The following is a 17,374-nucleotide window of genomic DNA, read 5'->3' on the forward strand; positions in this document are numbered from 1 at the left end:
CAGGATCAGCTGATTGTCATCGGTGGCGACCTGGTGCAGCGAGAGTTCGCCGCACCGGACGCACCGGTGCACGAGGGCCCACTGTCCGGTCCGCAGGGCCGCGATGGACAGGGGAGCCATGCGGCCACCGCAATCGGACCGCCCGCCCTCGCGATGGTCGGCCGTATGCCTGGAATGGAGACAGCTCGGGCAGTGGTTGCGCCTGCTGTCGTCGGGTGCGAGCTCGGCTACGACCAGCCCGCACCTGAGACAGGTGAATGTGCCGGTCCGTTGTGCTGGACTCGGGTTGTATGTGGTGGTGTCGGACACCCGGAAGCTCCTGTACTGAGACGGTGAAAAGTAACAGCGAGAGCCGGCCGAGTGCGCCCCGGTGATGGCGAGTTACCGAGCAGACCAGGCCTGGTCGGCAACGAGATCGATCATTCGGTGAGGCGCGCTCGGCGCCATCCGGGGAGCAAACACGCCTCAACCTCCGTAGGTCGGAAATCTATGTCTCATGGGGTCGATCGAGGACTGTAGGCCTCGCCTGCGTGAAGGCGCCAGTGAATTTCTTCGCGGTTCCGCCTTCCTCGATTGGGGCAGCGGGCTCGCTCACCGGCGTGGTGGTTCGACGAGGAGCGGCTTCACCAGAGCTTCGAGTTGATCGACCATGTCATCGACGGTGACGACACCGGGCTCCGTGGCGGCCTGGATATGGATTCCGATGGCGGCAGCGACCAAGATGGTGGCCAGGCCATCCGGCCGGACGCCGTGGGGCAAGCGAATGCGCGAATCCACCCACCGCTCGGTCGTCTGGTGTAGTCGGGCGGCGGCGACCGTGGCTGCGCTCGAGCACGGGCGCGGCGATGCCCGAGTTGCCATGAGGGACTGGCCGATCTCGACGTCGACGATCACCAACTCTGATGACCGATGCCTTCGTCTACCCGGGAGTTACTCCACGAGGCCGGCTACACCGTATGCCTGTTCGACCACCGCAACCACGGGGCGAGCAGTTACCGCTACGGATTCCGCGGGCTCGGTGAACAATTCACCACCGACATCGTCGAAGTCATCGCGTCGCTGCGGGCGCGCGCCGAGTTCCGTGACGCCAAGATCGCACTGTTCGGGTTCTCGTTTTCCACATTCCCTTCGGTCAACGCATTGACACGTCGAGACTTCGCCGTGGACGCGATCATCTGCGACAGCGGGCCGGTGGACGACGGACGGGCCCTGTTCGAACGCTTCCTCGCAGCCGGGCCCCCTACCGCTGCCCGGCATATTGGCACGCGGACGGGCCGGGGCGGTGACCAGGTCGGCGATGTCGGCAACCGGGCTGGCGATGCTCGGCGTCGACTGGCCGCCGCCGGTGACGCCGGCGGCGGAGCGGGTGCCCGCACTCTTCATCTGCGGGGAGAACGACCCGATCACTACTCCGGATGCCGTGCATGCCCTGGCCGCACGGTACCCGCGGTGCCGGGTGCAGGTACTGCCGGGCGCGGGCACCTGGAGGGATTGAAACTCGCGCGACAGCACTACAGCGAACTCGTCCTGGACTTTCTCGAACACACCCTCGCGGCGTGACAGCAGTGACGTGCCACGCAGGGCAACCGCGGTGAATTGGTCTCGGGGCCTTGGCTTTCCGTGAAACCGGCTCTCTGAAGATGTCCCACGTCGTGATGTGATTTCTTTCATCAGAACTTCATGTATACGGAGGCGTATGCATTGATCTATGCTCAAGTATACGCATCCGTATAGATGAATTCGCCGAGCGAGCGCCGCGATGGAGATGCTCACCGTGCGGGTGTCTGACGGAGCCGACAGGCTCCGCATGAGGACAAGGAGTTCACATGATCAAGTGGGCGGGTTGGCTCATCGTGCTGTTTCCCGGAATCGGGCACACCATAGGCTCCCTCATCGAGTCGGCCCCGGAACATGCCGACGAATGGCTCGATGGAACAGGGTGGACGGCGGACGCCAACGCCATGGACTACGCCGAAGCCACCTTGTGGTACACAGTGTTCAGTTTCGGCGTGCCGTTTCTCATGATCGGCCTGACGGTGCTGTGGATGGACCGCCGCGGAATCACACCGCCGGCGTTCCTCGCTTGGCTGATGGCCGGTTGGACGCTGGTTACCGTCGCGCTCGGCGGCCCATCGCCCTTGCTGGTCCTTCTGATCGTCGCCGGTCTGCTGTTGATCGGTTCCCGGCGCGCGGCTCGCGGCGATAAACCGGTACATCCGGCAGCGCTCTCCGCGAGCTGAACCAGGAGTGTCGCGTGTCATCAACGTTCCCTTTGTCCAGTGCCGACCTGTTCACGGACCGCCTCTGCCTGCGGCGGTGGCCCGATGCCGACCTCGCTGCCGTCGGCAATTACGAGCGGCGGGCGCACTGGGCCGGCGATTTCCCCACCGAGGGTGACCGCGTGATCGCCGGCGTGATCGCCCAGCAAGAGGCCGAGGCGCGGCCCGGTCACCGGCAAATCGTCGAGCGGGCATCCGGATTGGTGGTCGGCAGTATCAGCCTGATGTGGCCGCCGGAGGAGGGCGCGATCGAGTTCGGATACGGCGTCGTCGCGTCGCGCCGAAGCCGTGGGTACGCCTCGGAGGCTGCTCGGGCGGTGGTCTCCTTCGCGCTGAATTCGCCCGAGGTCCACACCGTCTACGCCGACGTGGACGAGACGAACCCGGCATCGATCCGCGTGCTGGAGAAGGCCGGGTTGCATCGGGTCGCAGGTGACGGGACGACAGCCCGGTTCAGTACCACGGCGCCGAGCCGGTAACGGTCGCAGCCGAGGATGGCGATGTTGTCGCCGCCATCCTCGGCTCCGGTGCGGGCTCCTCGGTCTGCTGCTGTTCGGGCTTACGGTGCCGTCGACGGGATCACCTATCTGTTGTGTCCGCGGCCGCATGAATGTCGGCGATTCAAGCCGGCTCGACGGCCAGAATGCGTTCGAGCACGTCGAGTTCGGTCGGTCAATCCAGGAGATGGAACCCGCGGAGGTAGGCGGAGATCGCGTCGACGGTAGGTGTGCGGGCGGCGATATAGCCGTCCGGGCGAATGAGGACCAGGGTGCCGGAGCGGGCTCGGTAGACCCGTTCGGCTTCGGCTCCGATCAGCATCTCCAGGTCCACGGAGGGAGTGTGAGTCGCGGTATCGAGGACGAGGCAGGTGCGGGCGGAGGGGGCGATGGCGGCCGCCAGTTCGCTGAGGGGCTGGATCGAGCCGGGGCCGAACCCGAGCAGGGTCCAGTGGGTTCCGCGCATGATGTCGAACAGGCGCAACGGTGATCCGTCGACATCGACACCGCGAGCGTCCGGTGCTCTATCGCCTGGGCCCGGGCCCCGATGGCGCCGGGTGGCGGCGACGGTGAGTGGGGAATTCGGGTAGGAGATGGTGAGCTGGCTGGTGGCGGCGAGGAGCCTGCTCATGACGACGGGCCGCTTGATCAGCGGAAAGATCAGATGGTCGCGTAGCACTCGCCGCATCCCGCGCAGCGCGAACACCGACTCGAATCCGCGCGAGCTGTCGGCAAGCACCTTGGCGGCGACCGGGATTCGCTCCACACCGTAGCTGTCGAGCAGGACCTCCGGTGCTCCGTCGAGGACGGCGGCGAGCTTCCAGCCGAGGTTGTAGGCATCCTGGATGCCGGTGTTCATGCCTTGGCCGCCGGCCGGGGAGTGCACGTGCGCGGCGTCGCCGGCCAGGAACACCCTTCCCTGCCGGTACCGGTCGACCATGCGGGCATTGAATCGGTAGCGAGACAACCACGTCGGGCGGCTCATGGTTATGTCCGTTCGGCCGGTTCGATCGGCGAACAGTCGGCGGAACAGGTCCAGCGTGGGTTCGGGGATCGTGCCGTCCGGTGCGGGCAGGACGTTGGCCTGGAATTGCCACGCTCCGTCCGCCTGGGGCAGGGGCGAAACCGCGAGGTAGCCGCCGTCCTCGCTGAACCAGGCGTAGGCGGCGGCGTCGTCGAGCCCGTCGATCACCACGTCGCCGACGAGGAAGTGTTGATCGTCGTGCGTAAGGCCCTGCATGCCGAGGCCGAGCTGTCGGCGCACCGTGGAATGCCCGCCGTCGCAACCGATCAGGTAGCGCGCCCGGATGGTCTCCCCGGTGTCGAGTTCGGCGATGACGCTGTCCTCGTCCTGCCGGAACGAGGTCAACCCGCATCCGAATGACACCGAGCTGCCCAATTCGCGCAGTCGGTCGGCCAGCACCTGCTCCACGCGCCATTCGGGAATCACCAGTAGATCCGGGTATGGCACGCCCGGCCGGGGTCCGGAGCCGGCGGTCGCCAATTCCACTGCGAACTTCTGGTTTTGATGCAATCGCAGCGGCATCCCGATCGTTCCTGCCGTGAGGATGGTGTCCACCACGCCGAGGTCGTCGAGAACCTCGAGGCTGCGCGGTTGTAGCCCTTTTCCTCGTGAGCCGATGGCCGGGCCAGGATTGCGGTCGATGATCCGGTGGGGGACTCCTCGCCGGGCTACATCGACGGCCGAACACAGCCCGGTAGGGCCGGCGCCCACTACCAGAACTTCGGTTTCTCGAATGTCGTGTTCGGGCATGATTCAGCGCCTCCAGCCTCTCGATTACATCGTAGTACAACAACGTAATACTACGTTGTAGTGGTAAGATCAAGGGATGCCGAAGAAGAGTGAGCGCCGCAGCCTGCTGGCCGACACGGCGTTGGCGCTGATCGATGAGTACGGACTGGCGCACGTCACCCACCGCGCCATCGACGCCGCCGCGAGCGTGCCCATCGGAACCACCTCGAACTACTTTCCAACGCGTGCGGCGTTGTACGAGGCCATCGCCCGCCGCATCCTCGAGCAGCAGCTCGAGGCCGAACCGGACGCGGTGCGAGATGGCGCGACCCCGCTCGACATCGCGGACTACCTGGCCGCGGCCAGTGACGCCGGTGCTGGTATCGCCAGGAACCGGTATCTGGCCCGCGTCGAACTATCGCTGGAAGCGACGCGTAGCACCGAACTCGCCGCCATCATGCGCGAGCTTCGCGCGGTCACCGTCCGCAGACGCGCCACGCAGATTCGCGCCGCCTATCCGCACGCCACCGAACAGCAGGTCGACGCCATCGCCTCCCTGCTCACCGGCATCGCCTTCGATCGTCTGACCCTCGACGTACCGGCCATGGATACCGCCGCGGTGGCGCGAGCCGTGCTGCGAGGATTCCTCGAATAGCCGACTCGGCGAGTGCTGAGACTCGCTGAAACCGTCTGCGCGCCGGGGTGAAGCGTTGTGCGGGGGAGGGGCAGGTGTTGTGCGCAACCTGGTCGGCGTCAGGTGGGCAAGGTTTGCCTTCGCAACTCGGCGGGTAACAATTTGTGATGATGGCAAGGCAGAGTTGTGGTTCAGCTGCCGGTCCTCGGGATCGGTGGGAATGCCGCGGGCGCCTGGTCGCGGGTCCGTCGTCGAGTGTGTGGGGCGGCGTTCGATGATGACGAGTGCGATCGTGGTACTGCTGGTGCCGAGTGTGCTGCTCATCGTGGTGGCGTTGACCATGCGTCATTTCGACGCGAGATAGTTCGGCAGGTCGGCGCTGTGTCGTGCAGCGCCGAGTGAATCCGGCCGCGAGACCGAAAGGTGCGCAGAATGGATCCTGATTCCGAATCGACACCGATTGCCGCGGCGGCGGTGAGCCTTGGTCTGCCTGCCGGTCCGGAGGCCGCGGCGACTTTGCAGACGATCGCCGAAACTGTCGCGGTGACAGAGGCTTTCGAGCACGACGACGTCGACGCGATCGGTTTGGTCGTCAACGAGATGACTACGGGGCTTGTCGGTAGCGCGGATGAGGCGGCCGTGGTGCGGTGCGAGATCACTTCCAGTGCAAGCGTTGTGCATGTGCAGCTGGGCGCCGCCACACGTTGTGTGCCCGGCGAGAATTCCGGCGATCTCGATTGGCAGATCGTCTACGCGCTCGCACCGTCGGCGACCGTGCGCTCCCGGCCCGCCACCACCGGTGAGGGGTTCTGGACGCAGATGCAGTTCCGCTGGGATCGTGGCCGGTGCGGCACCCGCGGCGTCCATGCGCTGCGCGAGGTCACGGGTGCCGGCAAGGGTTTCACATCGGCGGCATGAGGACCGCGTCGATCAGGTAGACCGTCGCGTTCTGGGTTTGCACGCCGCCGCAGATCACCGAGGCATCGCCCACCTGGATATCGTCACCGGACCGAGTCACGGTGACGTCGGCTCCCTGAACTGATTTATGCGTTCCGGCGACCTCGTCGGGGGAGAGCCGGCCCGGCACCGCGTGATAGGTGAGCACCGTGGTCAGTAGTTGCGCGTCGGTCTTCAAGGTTTCGATGGTGGCCGGGTCGACCGCCGCGAACGCCTCGTCGACGGGGGCGAAGATAGTGAACTCGCCGGAGTTGAGCGTGTCGACCAGGTTGACCTGCGGGTTCAATTGGCCGGAGACGGCGGCCGTCAGCTGCGTCAGCAGCGGATTGTTCGCCGCGGCCACGCCGACCGGCTCGGCCGCCATACCTTCGACCGAACCCGGCCCGCTCGGCACCTGTTCGGCATAGGAGGCACAGCCCGGTCCCACCAATCCGGCGGCGGGATCACCGGCCGGCATCGAGGTGCCCGGTGCGGTCGTGGTCTGCACCGCCTCGGTCGTGGCGGATGCGGACGAGGAGTCCGATTCGTCCTCGGTGCATCCCGCGGCGGCCGTGACGGCGAACGCGAGCAGAACGGTCGCCAGTGCGGCTCGGGTATTTCTCATGTCGATCACCACTTTCCTCGGGCGGCGGGTGTGCCCGTCGCGACTGCCGATGTCTTCTCCTCACATGCCCGCGCATTCCGCGATCGGCGCGGGATAGCGCGCATGGTCGATACCGTGACGCCAGGGGCGGTGGATCGAGGCGCCGGGCAGTTCGGCCAGCTCGGGGATCCAGCGGCGCACATAGTCGCCGTCGGGATCGAAGCGGGCGGCTTGGCGCAGCGGATTGAGGACGCGATTGGGGCGGGTATCGGTGCCCGTGCCGGCCGCCCACTGCCAGTTGAGCTGATTGTTGGCGAGATCGCCGTCCACCAGCCAGTGCAGGAAATGCCGTGCGCCGATACGCCAGTCGATCCGCAGGGTCTTGGTGAGGAAGCTCGCCGCGATCAGGCGCGCCCGCCCCGGCATCCAGCCTTCGGCGAGCAGCTGACGCATCCCGGCATCGACAATCGGCAGGCCGGTACATCCCTGCTGCCAGGCAGCGACGGCGTGCGGATCCGAGCGCCAGGTGATCGCGCGGGAGCGGTAATCGGACCACGCGGCATCCGGGCGAGCGGCGAGCACCTGATGATGGAAATCGCGCCACGCCAGCTGCCGGGCGAACGCGTGACCGCCCGCAGTCCCCAGGTCCACCGCCGCGAGCACCTGCGCCGGTGACAGGCAGCCGAAATGCAGGTAGGGCGACAGATGCGAGGTGGCGTCGGCGTCGAGTGCGTCGCTGAGCCGGTCGTAGTCGTGCACCGCGTGGGAAGTCCACTGGTGCAACAGCTTTCGCCCTGATGTCGCGCCACCGACGTTCAGATGCGGTGATCCCGTGCCCTCGCAGAGGTCGGCGACCGTAGGCAGCCGCCCGGCCGACACCGGGGGAGCGCCGAGGTCGCTGGGTCTCGGAAGTAGCGGACGCCGATGCGCCTCGACCCACCGCCGGAAGTACGGAGTGAAAACCGCGAAATGATCACCCCCACCGGACGGACGTACAGCGCCCGGATCGACCACGGTGATGGACTCGCCGTGCACATGCACAGCGCGATCAGCCAGTCGCTCTCGCAGGCGGCGAACACGGCGCGCGCTGTAGGCGCTCACATCGGCGGCGATATGCACGGACGCGGCGCCGGTCTCACACGCCAGTCGCGCGGTCTCCGACACCGGATCACCACGACGAATCACCAGATGACTACCGAGACGGTGCAATTCGGCATCGAGTTCGGTGAGAGCGGCGAGCAGGAAGCGCACGCGGTTGGGTGCGGCGAACCGGGCGATGAGGTCGTCATCGAGCACGAACAGCGGCACCACCGCGGACCCTGTGCGCTGGGCGGCGGTGAGGACGGGATTGTCCTCGACCCGCAGATCGCGAGTGAACACCGCGATCGCGGGGCCCGCCTCGGATGGGGGCGCGCCGGAGGTCTCGGTGGACTCGGTCATCGCGTGCACAGCGGGGCGATATAGCCGATTCCGCCGGTGGTGGGTGAGGTCAGGTAGATGCAGGGGCTTTGCCCGGCGGCGGCGATCGCTGCCCGCACGTCGTCCCAGGTCGCGGCGTCGAGGGCGGCGTCGCGGGCCAGAACAAAGCCCGACAGGCGAGTCGGGTCGGTGACGAGAGCCCACGAATAGTCCGGGCCGAGGGCGGTGACGATGTAGTTGGTGGCACCGCGCTCCTGGTCTTGGCCGGGCACACCGGGGAAGCTGACGTGCAGCTGGGCATTGGTCTGCGGATCGTTGACCGTTGCCGTGCCGCGAATGTCGTTCAGCTCGCCGGTCCACGTGACGCAGGAGTTGTGCACGGCGATATCACCGCGCTCGGTCAGCTGATAGTTCGCTGTTGTATCGCGCGCGCAGGAGAGGTTGAAAATCTGTGGTACTGCCGCCAATTGGCGCCAGGAACCGAGGTAGCGCTGGACATCGAGTCCGGCGACGGGACGCGGCGGACCGGGGAGCGGGTCGGCTGCCGCGGCCGGTGGCATCAGAACCGCTGCGGCGGCGATCGACGCCAGGGCCGCGCCTCGACATCGCCGGGATGTGCTGAGTGTTCTCATCGGAGGCTCCTCAGGTCTGCGGTAACTGGGCCAACGCTACCATAAAACGATGCAAAAACGATGCAAGTGTGCGTCGGCGTCCGGAGGTGCACCGGTGGACCAGGCAGAATGAGACCATGCTCGCCGGGTCCGCTTCTCACCCCGACGCGCCGGGATACCCGGTGCGTGTGGTTGCCGAGCGCCTCGGCATTCCCACCGCGACCCTGCGCAGCTGGAATCAGCGCTACGGCATCGGCCCGGCCCGTGAGCCCGGACGTCATCGCCTCTACACCGAGGGCGATATCGCCGTAGTGCGTCGGATGCTGGAGCTGGTTCGGGCGGGCGCGAGCCCGGCCAGCGCGGCCGCGGAGGTCACGAGCCGGGCGCAGGCGCCCGAACGCGGCGACTGGGAGCCGCTGCTGGGCGCGGCCTTCGAGATGGACACCCAGGCGATGGCCGAGTTACTCGGCGCGCATCTTCGCTCCCACGGCGTCATCGACACGTGGGAATTGATGTGCCGACCGGCTTTTGCGCAGATTGTCGCGCGTCAACTCGGTGGCGAGGGCTGCGTCGATGTCGAACATCTGCTGTCGTGGTCGATCACCGCCGCGCTGCACAGCCATATCCCACCGGCTGCTGCGGCGAACCCGAGGTCGGCGGTGCTGGCGTGCACCAGCGGGGAAACGCACGTGCTTCCGCTGGAAGCCTTGCGCGCCGCGCTTGCCGAAAGGGGGGCCGGGGTCTGGATGCTCGGCGCGAATGTCCCCACCGCCGCCCTCTCCGACACCCTCGCGCGCACTGATCGCACGCCGGCCGTGGTGCTGTGGTCTCAGCAGGAATCGACCGCGCTGATGTCGGCGATCCGGGCCGGCGAGACCGCTGGTGCCCGGGTGTTCGTGGGCGGACCGGGCTGGGAGTCGGCGATCCTGCCGGCATCGACCACCAGTCTGTCCGGTCTGGCCGATGCGGTGGACCGGATCATCGGCCAGGACCGCTGACCGGATCTACGCATCGTTTTCGCGTCGAAATGCGATAGCTTGGGTAACAGCTGCACTGCCGACCGTAATGATCGCCGGTCCGGCGTGGTGCAGGCGTCGATTCTGCGAAGGTGGTCGGGTGGATATCTGGAGCCGGTATGCCTCGGTAGTCAGCTCACGCAGGTCGTGGTGGTTGCTGGTGGTGCTCGCCATTGCCGCGATCGGGCTGATCGGCGGGGTGGGGGAGAACGAGTCCGCTGGTGCGGCGCCGAACTCGCTACCCGACGGTGTGCAGTCCGCGCAGATCGAACAGGCGCTGGCGCAGTTTCCCGATGCCGGTTCCGCCTCGGCGGTTCTCGTGGTCTCGCGCGCCGACGGCGCCGCACTGACCGAGGCCGACCTGTCCGCGGCGCGCGAGGCAGCATCCCGCGCCGGGGCCGGCGAACCCGGCGCGGTCCGCGTGATCACCTCACCCGACGGCGCCGCCGCGATCGCCGAGGTTCCGGTCTCCGCGCAGTTGAGCGGGTTCGCGCTCACCGATGAGATCGACCGTCTCCGAACGGTTTCCACCACCGGCCTGCCCGAGGCGCTGGATCTCCAGGTGACCGGCGGGCCCGCCTTCGGCGCCGATATCGCCGATTCGTTCTCCGGTGCGAATGCCACGTTGCTTGCCGTCACAGCTGCCGTGGTGGCCGTGCTGCTGATCGTCACCTACCGGTCGCCGGTGCTGTGGCTGATTCCGCTGCTCATCGTCGGCCTCGCCGATCGGGTCGCGACCAGCGTTGGTACGGCACTGGCCGCGCTGACCGAACTCAGCTTCGACGGATCCACCTCGGGCATCACCAGTGTGCTGGTGTTCGGTGCCGGTACGAACTACGCACTGCTGCTGGTATCGCGCTATCGCGATGAACTGCGGCGCGAAACCGATCATCGGCGCGCGCTCTGGCAGGCCTGCCGCCGGGCCGGGCCGGCAATCCTCGCCAGCAACCTCACCGTCGTGTCCGCGCTGCTGATTCTGCTGTTGGCCTCGGTGCCGAGCACCCGCAGCCTCGGTGCGTCGGCCGCGGCCGGCTTGCTGGTGGTGGTGCTGTTCGTATTGTTCGGGCTGCCTGCCGCGCTGGCCTTGTGCGGCCGGACGGTGTTCTGGCCATTCGTGCCAGAGGCCGGTGGTCCCGATGTCACCGAAACCGGGATCTGGCACGCGATCGCGACGCGGGTGGTCGAGCGCAGGGCCGTCGTGGCCACCAGCGCGACGGTGGCGCTGGTGGTGTGTGCGGCCGGGTTGTTCACCGTCGATATCGGGCTCTCGCAAACCGAGCAGTTCCGGGTGGAGGCCGAATCGGTGGCCGGTTTCGACACCCTGGCCGCGCATTTCCCGGCGGGCACCGGCGATCCCGCGGTCGTCGTCGCGCGCTCGGCGGCGGCCACGCAGGTGGAGCAGGAGTTGACCGATTCGCCGGGTGTACAGCGTGTCACGCGGACCGGCACCGCGGATTCGGGACTGACGCGCTGGGCGGTGGTGATCGATGCGCCGCCGGAATCCGAACGGGCCTTCGATCAGATCGAGTCGATGCGCGATCGGCTGGCCGCCATACCGGAGGCCGACGCCCTGATCGGCGGCAGCGACGCGCAGGCGCTGGACACCCGCGACGCGGCGAGCCGCGACCGTGCGGTGATCATTCCGCTGATCCTGGTGGTGGTGCTGATCATTCTGGTCGGGTTGCTGCGCGCGATTCCGGCGGCCCTGGTGCTGGTCGCGGTGACGGTGCTGAGCGCGCTCGCCGCGCTCGGGCTCGGCAGCTGGGTCAGCGTGCACCTGTTCGGGTTCCCCGCCATCGACACCAATGTGCCGCTGTTCGCGTTCCTGTTCCTGGTGGCGCTCGGCGTGGACTATTCGATCTTCCTGGTGGTTCGCGCTCGGGAGGAGACACCGGAGCACGGGACGACACAGGGGATGGTGCGGGCGGTGTCGACGACCGGAACGGTCATCACCAGCGCCGGGCTCGTGCTGGCGGCCGTGTTCTGTGTGCTCGGCGTATTGCCGTTGATCACGCTCACCCAACTCGGCATCGTCGTGGGTCTGGGCATCTTGCTCGACACCTTCATTGTGCGCACGATCATCATTCCGGCTCTGTTCGCGACGATCGGCGACCGCATCTGGTGGCCGAGCACGCCGGTGCAGTCGACCTCCGCGAATCGCGAGCCGGTCGGTTCGAACCAGTGACCACGGCCCGGAAAAGCAAGAAACCCGCGCCTCGGCGCGGGTTTCTGGGCTGAACGCTCCTAGATGGCGCGGACGGCCTGGGCCTGCGGGCCCTTCTGACCCTGCCCGACCTCGAACTCGACCCGCTGGCCCTCTTCGAGGGACTTGTAGCCGGAGCCGGAAATCTCGGAGTAATGGACGAAAACGTCGGGACCGCCGTCATCTTGCGCGATGAACCCGAAGCCCTTTTCGCCGTTGAACCACTTCACACTGCCTTGCGACATACTTTGTACTTTGCTTCCTGTTGCGAGCCGAGCGATCACGTGAACAACCCGTACTCGCCACCCAGCATGTCACACATATGGCCCGTTTCCCGCGCCGGCGCTGTTGAATGCGACACAGTAGGTCAGGACGTGACGTGTTCGAGCTCGGCGAGCCCGGCCTCGAGATGCGCCAGCAGCCGTTGCAGATGGGGCACACTGCGGCGGCAGCCGACGATGCCGAAGTCGAGGTTGTCGGCATTGGAGGACAGGGTGATGTTGAGGGCTTGCCCGTCCAGCACGATCGACATCGGATAGCTGCCGTCCATCCGCGCTCCGTGGTAATACATCGGCTGCTGCGGGCCGGGCACATTGGAGATGACGATATTGAACGGCGGACGCGTCATCGATACGAAACCGGGCAGGCTCGCCAGCCCCAGCGGTGACACCATCACCGCCGATACCGCCAGCGCCTGGATTCGGGGCATTTCCGCGAACAGCCGTTTGCCCTCGCGCATCGACGCGCTGATGATCTCCAGCCGTTCGGCGGGGTCGTCGATGTGGGTCGCGAGATTGCACAAGATGGTGCCGACGATGTTTCCCCCGCTGTCGGCTTCGCTCTCGGTCCGCAACGACACCGGAACCATGGCGATCAGCGGGGTATCGGGCAGCGCGTTCTGTTCCTCGAGGTAGGAGCGCAACGCGGCCGAACACATCGCCAGCACAACATCATTGACGGTGGCCCCGCTCGCCGCCTTGACCGCGCGGATGCGATCGAGCGGCCACGATTGGGCCGCACACCGCCGGGCGCCGCCGATGCGGACGTTGAACATGGTGTCGGGTGCGGAGAACGGAAGCGTGAGCTGCTGTTCGGTCAGCGCCGAGCGGATCAGCGACACGGTCGACGGTGCCAGTTTCCGGATAGTCCTTGCGGCGTCGGCGGCGCGGGAACGGTCGCCGTCGGCGCCGGCGCGGGCACGTTTCGGCAGATTCCACGGCGCCCGGATCTCGGTGTCCGACGGGTCGGTGGTGAGGGTGCGCCGCAGCAGGCGCTGGGCCGAGACACCGTCGATCAACGCGTGATGCACCTTGGTGTAGACGGCGAACCGGCCGTCGTCGAGTCCTTCGATGAGGTGCTGTTCCCACAGCGGCCGATGCCGGTCCAGCAACCCGCTGTGCAGGCGCGAGGTCATCGCCAGCAGTTCCCGCACCCGTCCCGGTGCGGCCAGCGCCGCCCGCTGCACGTGGTAGTCGAGGTCGACCTCGTCGTCGTAGGTCCAGGTCAGACTGGATATGCCGCCGAGGACGCGGCTGGGGCGTTTACGGAACGTCGGCGCGGTCACCGCCGATTCGACCAGCTGCTGATGGATCGACCGAGCGAAGTCCGGCCCTGCGCCCTCCGGCGGCTCGAACAGCTGCAGCGAACCGACATGCATGGGATGCTCACGCGATTCGTTCAGCAGGAAGATCGCGTCGGTCGGCGCAATCAGGTCGATCATCGTGGTCTCCTCACTGCGACGCACCCGGCGCGGGACGGATCAACCGGCTTTGGCCTGCCTGCCCCGGTTCTCGGCGGCCGGCGCGGTGGCGGCCCGGACGATGGGGGCGAGCAGGCGCGCGAGAATCAGCTGATCGCGCGGAAGTTTGGCGGCCTCGGGCAGCCAGTTGTGCACGAAACCGACGGCCAGTTCGTTGTCGGGGTCCACCCAGCCGCCGGACCCGACGAGCCCCACATGCCCGAACCCGCGCGGCGCGCCCGGAATCGGCCACGAGTGATAGCCGAGGCGCCAGCCCATCGGCAGCAGCAGGTTGCGGTCGGGCAGATAGGTCTGGACCCTCGACGCGGCCCGCACCCGGCGCCGCGACAGCAGCGCGTTGTCGGTGGCGAGGATGTTGTAGACCGCCGCCAGCGCGCGAGCGGTGAAGACGCCGTTGGCGGCGGGCATCTCGGTGCGCAGGATCGGGGCCTGCGGACCGGCCGCGAGGTCGGCGATGCCCGCGGCGTAGATCGACCGGATGAAACCGGTGCCGGGGCCGATCAGCCGGGTGGTGGTGCGCAGGACCTGCTCGGCGTTCCAGAGCCCGAGCGGAAGCGAGGAACCGGACAGCGTCGCGACGGTGACCGCACTGTCCGCGGGCGGTGCGCCCAGGTACAGGCCATCGATGCCGAGCGGTTCGGCCAGCTCGGTCCGGTACAGCTCGGCCATGCCCTTGCCGGTCACCGCGCGGGCGATGCCCGCGGCCAGCCAGCCGTAGGTGATCGCATGGTAGGCCGGGACTCCGCGGAAACGGTCCGGCGCCGCAGCGGCCAGCCGGTCCTCCATCACCAGATGGTCGAGCATCTCGCTGGTGCTGCGGGCGAGCGGACCGATGCGGGAGAGCCCGGCGCGATGGCTCAGCACCTCGGCGACGGTGATCGACTTCTTGCCCTTGGCCGCGAACTCGGGCCAGTATTCGGCGACCGGGGCGTGGTAGTCGAGCAGGCCGCGGGCGGCGAGCCGGTGCATCACCGTCGCGGTGATGCCCTTGCTGGTCGACCACGACACGGCGCCGGTGTTCTTCTGCCATTCGGTGCCGTCGGCGTCCGCGGTTCCGGTCCAGACGTCCACCACCGGTGTTCCGCGGTGGTAGACCGTGAGCGCCCCACCGCCGCGTCCGCCGGCGAAGAACCGCGCGAAAGCGCTGACCGCCCTGTGGTACCCGGGAGCGGCACCGCCGCGGATCGTCGCGCCACCCGAGGCGGGTCGAATGGGTTCGAGCATGGTCGTCATCCTTCGTGTCATACCGGCGCACACAGCCGCGAGACGACCGGTACCCATCCACGATACTGGCCGTCTTCCCAGCGGCGCAGCAGTCGGGCCGGGTGCGCCCGTGGCGTCCTGATGCCAGTTGTATTACGACCGGGCGGGCCGGGCCCCGAATGCGTGCCCTCGGCGGGCTCGGGCTGTATGGTCTGGTCCGCCTCAGATCGACCGCGAGGTCGATGACCGACGACCAGACAGGGGAGTCCCGGGTGATTGCCATGGACCAGAGTTTGCGGACCGAACAGCGTGGTGACGGCACCTGGCGAGCCTGGTACGTGGACTCGGAGTGGATGGCGGACGGGTTCTCCAAGCAGGAGGCCGTCGCGGCGGCCCAGCGGCTGCGCCGCGACGACAGCGGAGCCTGATCAGGCAAGCCGCATCTTTTTGGTCATATCGCCAGCGGTTGATCCGCTGACGCTGTGAGTGTGTCCAGACTGCGCCGCACAGCGCCGAACTCGCGTGCCCGCCCGGTTATCTTCGGCCGGACTACCGCACGGCGAGAGGCATACCCGGATGGCGACTGGCACCGAAACGAAGCTGGACCGACTGCGCGAGGTACTGGCCATCGCGGCGGAACCCGCGGGTGCGGCCGGGATCGCCAAACGTGCGCAGAAGGGCATCCCAAGCGCCAGGGCCAGGGTGCAGGCACTGCTGGATCCGGGAACCTTCACCGAGATCGGTGGGCTGGTACGCAATCCGCGCGACCCCGATGCCATGTATGGCGACGGCGTGGTGACCGGGCACGGCCGCATCGACGGCAGGCCCGTGGTGGTGATCGCGCACGACCAGACCGTGTACGGCGGTTCGGTCGGTGAGATGTTCGGGCGCAAGCTCACCCACATCCTGCGCTTCGCCTACGAGAAGGCCTGCCCGGTGGTGACGATCAACGATTCCGGGGGTGCCCGCATCCAGGATGCCGTCGCGTCGCTGGCCTGGTTCGCGCATATGAGCCGCTGTCAGGAGCGGTTGTCCGGGTTCGTGCCGCAGGTATCGATCATGCTGGGCAAATGCGCGGCGGGCGCGGTGTACGGGCCGATCAATACCGATGTGCTGGTGGCGACTCCGAAAGCGCACATGTTCGTCACCGGGCCCGAGGTGATCAAGGCCGTTACCGGTGAGGATGTCACCGCGGAGGAACTCGGTGGCGCCGAGGTGCAGGCCCGCAACGGCGTGATCCACCAGGTGTGCGAGACCGAGCAGGACGCCTTCGATTGGGCGCGTAAGTATCTGAGTTATCTGCCGTCGAGCTGTGTGGAGCAGCCGCCGATCGTCAACCCGGGCCTCGAGCCCGAGATCACCATGCATGACCTGGAATTGGAGTCGATCATCCCCGACTCCGACCGCGAGGGTTACGACATGCACGAGATCCTGCTGCGGATCTTCGACGACGGTGATTTCCACGAGATCCGGGCGGCCCATGCCCCGAACCTGATCACCGGTTTCGCCCGCGTCGACGGGCGTCCGGTGGGGGTGCTGGCCAATCAGCCGCTGGTTCTCGGTGGTGCGCTGGATGCGAATTGCTCCGACAAGGCCACCTATTTCATCCGTTTGTGCGATGCCTTCGGGCTGCCGCTGATCTTCGTTGTGGATACGCCGGGGATCCTGCCGGGCGCCGAGGAGGAACGCAACGGCGTCATCATCCGGGGCGGCCGGGTGCCGCGCGCGATCATCGAGGCGACCGTGCCGATCATCAACCTGGTGGTGCGCAAGGTCTACGGCGGCGCCTATGGATTCATGGCCTGCAAACAGCTCGGCGCCGATATCAGCTTCGCCTGGCCGACCGCCCGCATCGCGGTGATCGGCGCCGAGGGCGCGGTCGACATCGCGGGCCGCCGCCAACTCCAGCAGGTGCCGCCCGAACAGCGGGCTGCGGTGCGCGAGTTCATGATCGAGCAATACAACGCCACCGTGGCGACGCCGTGGGTGGCGGCCGAGCGCGGGTACATCGATGCCGTCATCGAACCGTCCACCACGCGCCTGGAACTGCGGCACGCCTTGCATCTGCTGCGCGACAAAGGCGCGACGGCGGAGTTCAATCCGCGCAAGCACAGCTTGTATCCCATGTGAGCGAAGCGGATTCGACAGCTTCAGGACCTACACCCATGGCTCGTTTCCGGCGATATTCGACGACGATCATCGCGGCGATGATGTGCGGCCTGGCTGCCGCGGCGAGTGCCGCTGCCACGCCGGTCGATCCCGTGGCGGTGTTGTGCACGGGCAGCGCGGACGGCTCCGGCGGAACCTGCGGACGGTGGACCGGATCGAGCCACTACAAGACCGGCGCCGACCCGAGCCGGCCGGTCTCCGAAGGTACCTGCGGCAGTCACTGTAGGCCGTGATCGCCGCCCGCGGCGGCGTCTGATAGTTCGCGTCGCCCGCGTCACCCGACTGCGACCG

Annotated in this window: 17 protein-coding genes and 1 pseudogene; 9 read left to right on the forward strand and 9 right to left on the reverse strand. The window is 67.4% G+C overall.

Translation table 11 applies throughout. The features are described 5' to 3' along the window. Positions 1–9: 9 nt before the first annotated feature. Together FEK34_RS03570 and FEK34_RS03575 are read right to left on the reverse strand one after the other, a co-directional pair. Positions 10–309 (reverse strand): annotated as a pseudogene (locus FEK34_RS03570) (RNHCP domain-containing protein); the annotation flags it as partial. A gap of 282 nt (positions 310–591) precedes the next feature. Beyond that, complete coding sequence (locus FEK34_RS03575) at positions 592–894, reverse strand: hypothetical protein (protein ID WP_138446441.1); 303 nt, start codon at positions 892–894, stop codon at positions 592–594. A gap of 15 nt (positions 895–909) precedes the next feature. Between FEK34_RS03575 and FEK34_RS03580 the strand changes: the two genes are divergently transcribed. The 3 genes from FEK34_RS03580 to FEK34_RS03590 all read left to right on the forward strand — a co-directional run bounded on the left by FEK34_RS03580 (position 910) and on the right by FEK34_RS03590 (position 2,758). Next, complete coding sequence (locus tag FEK34_RS03580) at positions 910–1,560, forward strand: alpha/beta hydrolase (RefSeq protein ID WP_138446442.1); 651 nt, start codon at positions 910–912, stop codon at positions 1,558–1,560. Between the two features lie 266 nt (positions 1,561–1,826). Then, positions 1,827–2,240, forward strand: coding sequence for a DUF6463 family protein (locus FEK34_RS03585; protein WP_138446443.1), 414 nt, complete (start codon positions 1,827–1,829; stop codon positions 2,238–2,240). Between the two features lie 14 nt (positions 2,241–2,254). Further along, on the forward strand, positions 2,255–2,758 hold the full coding sequence (locus tag FEK34_RS03590) for a GNAT family N-acetyltransferase (RefSeq protein ID WP_138446444.1): 504 nt from the start codon (positions 2,255–2,257) through the stop codon (positions 2,756–2,758). Between the two features lie 193 nt (positions 2,759–2,951). Here FEK34_RS03590 and FEK34_RS03595 read toward each other — a convergent pair whose 3' ends face one another. After that, on the reverse strand, positions 2,952–4,550 hold the full coding sequence (locus tag FEK34_RS03595; RefSeq protein WP_138446445.1) for an FAD-dependent monooxygenase: 1,599 nt from the start codon (positions 4,548–4,550) through the stop codon (positions 2,952–2,954). Positions 4,551–4,626: 76 nt separating this feature from the next. Between FEK34_RS03595 and FEK34_RS03600 the strand changes: the two genes are divergently transcribed. Together FEK34_RS03600 and FEK34_RS03605 are read left to right on the forward strand one after the other, a co-directional pair. Further along, a complete protein-coding gene (locus FEK34_RS03600) occupies positions 4,627–5,184 on the forward strand; it encodes a TetR/AcrR family transcriptional regulator (protein ID WP_138446446.1) in 558 nt (185 codons plus the stop codon). Between the two features lie 411 nt (positions 5,185–5,595). Next, the gene (locus FEK34_RS03605; protein ID WP_138446447.1) at positions 5,596–6,081 is read left to right on the forward strand and encodes a hypothetical protein; all 486 of its coding nucleotides are present in this window, start codon (positions 5,596–5,598) and stop codon (positions 6,079–6,081) included. Here the strand turns inward: FEK34_RS03605 and FEK34_RS03610 are convergent. From FEK34_RS03610 to FEK34_RS03620, 3 genes are read right to left on the reverse strand one after another with little or no spacing between them, the layout of a single operon-like run. After that, a complete protein-coding gene (locus FEK34_RS03610) occupies positions 6,065–6,724 on the reverse strand; it encodes a fasciclin domain-containing protein (protein WP_138446448.1) in 660 nt (219 codons plus the stop codon). The two genes, FEK34_RS03605 and FEK34_RS03610, sit on opposite strands and share 17 nt — an antisense overlap. 60 nt (positions 6,725–6,784) lie before the next feature. After that, the gene (locus FEK34_RS03615; protein ID WP_138446449.1) at positions 6,785–8,143 is read right to left on the reverse strand and encodes a cryptochrome/photolyase family protein; all 1,359 of its coding nucleotides are present in this window, start codon (positions 8,141–8,143) and stop codon (positions 6,785–6,787) included. Continuing rightward, positions 8,140–8,754, reverse strand: a complete 615-nt coding sequence (locus FEK34_RS03620) for a lipocalin family protein (RefSeq protein ID WP_138446450.1) — start codon at positions 8,752–8,754, stop codon at positions 8,140–8,142. The genes FEK34_RS03615 and FEK34_RS03620 overlap by 4 nt, the downstream gene beginning before the upstream one ends. A gap of 116 nt (positions 8,755–8,870) precedes the next feature. On the opposite strand from FEK34_RS03620, the gene FEK34_RS03625 reads away from it, so the two are divergent. Continuing rightward, the gene (locus tag FEK34_RS03625; RefSeq protein WP_138446915.1) at positions 8,871–9,731 is read left to right on the forward strand and encodes a MerR family transcriptional regulator; all 861 of its coding nucleotides are present in this window, start codon (positions 8,871–8,873) and stop codon (positions 9,729–9,731) included. 118 nt (positions 9,732–9,849) lie between these two features. Then, positions 9,850–11,934, forward strand: coding sequence for an MMPL family transporter (locus FEK34_RS03630; protein WP_171048033.1), 2,085 nt, complete (start codon positions 9,850–9,852; stop codon positions 11,932–11,934). 59 nt (positions 11,935–11,993) lie between these two features. Here FEK34_RS03630 and FEK34_RS03635 read toward each other — a convergent pair whose 3' ends face one another. The 3 genes from FEK34_RS03635 to FEK34_RS03645 all read right to left on the reverse strand — a co-directional run bounded on the left by FEK34_RS03635 (position 11,994) and on the right by FEK34_RS03645 (position 14,935). Next, positions 11,994–12,197 carry a cold-shock protein gene (locus FEK34_RS03635; RefSeq protein ID WP_036543053.1) on the reverse strand — a complete coding sequence of 68 codons (204 nt, stop codon included), beginning with the start codon at positions 12,195–12,197 and terminating at the stop codon, positions 11,994–11,996. Between the two features lie 122 nt (positions 12,198–12,319). Next, the gene (locus FEK34_RS03640; protein WP_138446917.1) at positions 12,320–13,669 is read right to left on the reverse strand and encodes a WS/DGAT/MGAT family O-acyltransferase; all 1,350 of its coding nucleotides are present in this window, start codon (positions 13,667–13,669) and stop codon (positions 12,320–12,322) included. A gap of 42 nt (positions 13,670–13,711) precedes the next feature. Then, complete coding sequence (locus tag FEK34_RS03645) at positions 13,712–14,935, reverse strand: serine hydrolase domain-containing protein (RefSeq protein ID WP_138446451.1); 1,224 nt, start codon at positions 14,933–14,935, stop codon at positions 13,712–13,714. A gap of 260 nt (positions 14,936–15,195) precedes the next feature. Here FEK34_RS03645 and FEK34_RS29875 point away from each other — a divergent pair, with 260 nt between their 5' ends. Both FEK34_RS29875 and FEK34_RS03650 read left to right on the forward strand, forming a co-directional pair. Continuing rightward, positions 15,196–15,342, forward strand: coding sequence for a hypothetical protein (locus FEK34_RS29875; RefSeq protein ID WP_158682524.1), 147 nt, complete (start codon positions 15,196–15,198; stop codon positions 15,340–15,342). A 148-nt stretch (positions 15,343–15,490) separates the two neighbouring features. Continuing rightward, complete coding sequence (locus FEK34_RS03650) at positions 15,491–17,044, forward strand: acyl-CoA carboxylase subunit beta (RefSeq protein WP_138446452.1); 1,554 nt, start codon at positions 15,491–15,493, stop codon at positions 17,042–17,044. Positions 17,045–17,374: the final 330 nt, after the last annotated feature.

The sequence above is a fragment of the Nocardia cyriacigeorgica genome, from assembly GCF_005863245.1.
GTDB classification, from domain to species: Bacteria; Actinomycetota; Actinomycetes; order Mycobacteriales; family Mycobacteriaceae; genus Nocardia; species Nocardia cyriacigeorgica_C.

Coding starts and splice junctions, on each gene's coding strand:
- FEK34_RS03580 (WP_138446442.1), top strand. CDS start 910: ATGCCTTCGTCTACCCGGGAGTTACTCCACGAGGCCGGCTACACCGTA.
- FEK34_RS03585 (WP_138446443.1), top strand. CDS start 1,827: ATGATCAAGTGGGCGGGTTGGCTCATCGTGCTGTTTCCCGGAATCGGG.
- FEK34_RS03595 (WP_138446445.1), bottom strand. CDS start 4,550: ATGCCCGAACACGACATTCGAGAAACCGAAGTTCTGGTAGTGGGCGCC.
- FEK34_RS03600 (WP_138446446.1), top strand. CDS start 4,627: ATGCCGAAGAAGAGTGAGCGCCGCAGCCTGCTGGCCGACACGGCGTTG.
- FEK34_RS03605 (WP_138446447.1), top strand. CDS start 5,596: ATGGATCCTGATTCCGAATCGACACCGATTGCCGCGGCGGCGGTGAGC.
- FEK34_RS03610 (WP_138446448.1), bottom strand. CDS start 6,724: ATGAGAAATACCCGAGCCGCACTGGCGACCGTTCTGCTCGCGTTCGCC.
- FEK34_RS03615 (WP_138446449.1), bottom strand. CDS start 8,143: ATGACCGAGTCCACCGAGACCTCCGGCGCGCCCCCATCCGAGGCGGGC.
- FEK34_RS03620 (WP_138446450.1), bottom strand. CDS start 8,754: ATGAGAACACTCAGCACATCCCGGCGATGTCGAGGCGCGGCCCTGGCG.
- FEK34_RS03625 (WP_138446915.1), top strand. CDS start 8,871: ATGCTCGCCGGGTCCGCTTCTCACCCCGACGCGCCGGGATACCCGGTG.
- FEK34_RS03635 (WP_036543053.1), bottom strand. CDS start 12,197: ATGTCGCAAGGCAGTGTGAAGTGGTTCAACGGCGAAAAGGGCTTCGGG.
- FEK34_RS03645 (WP_138446451.1), bottom strand. CDS start 14,935: ATGCTCGAACCCATTCGACCCGCCTCGGGTGGCGCGACGATCCGCGGC.
- FEK34_RS29875 (WP_158682524.1), top strand. CDS start 15,196: ATGGACCAGAGTTTGCGGACCGAACAGCGTGGTGACGGCACCTGGCGA.
- FEK34_RS03650 (WP_138446452.1), top strand. CDS start 15,491: ATGGCGACTGGCACCGAAACGAAGCTGGACCGACTGCGCGAGGTACTG.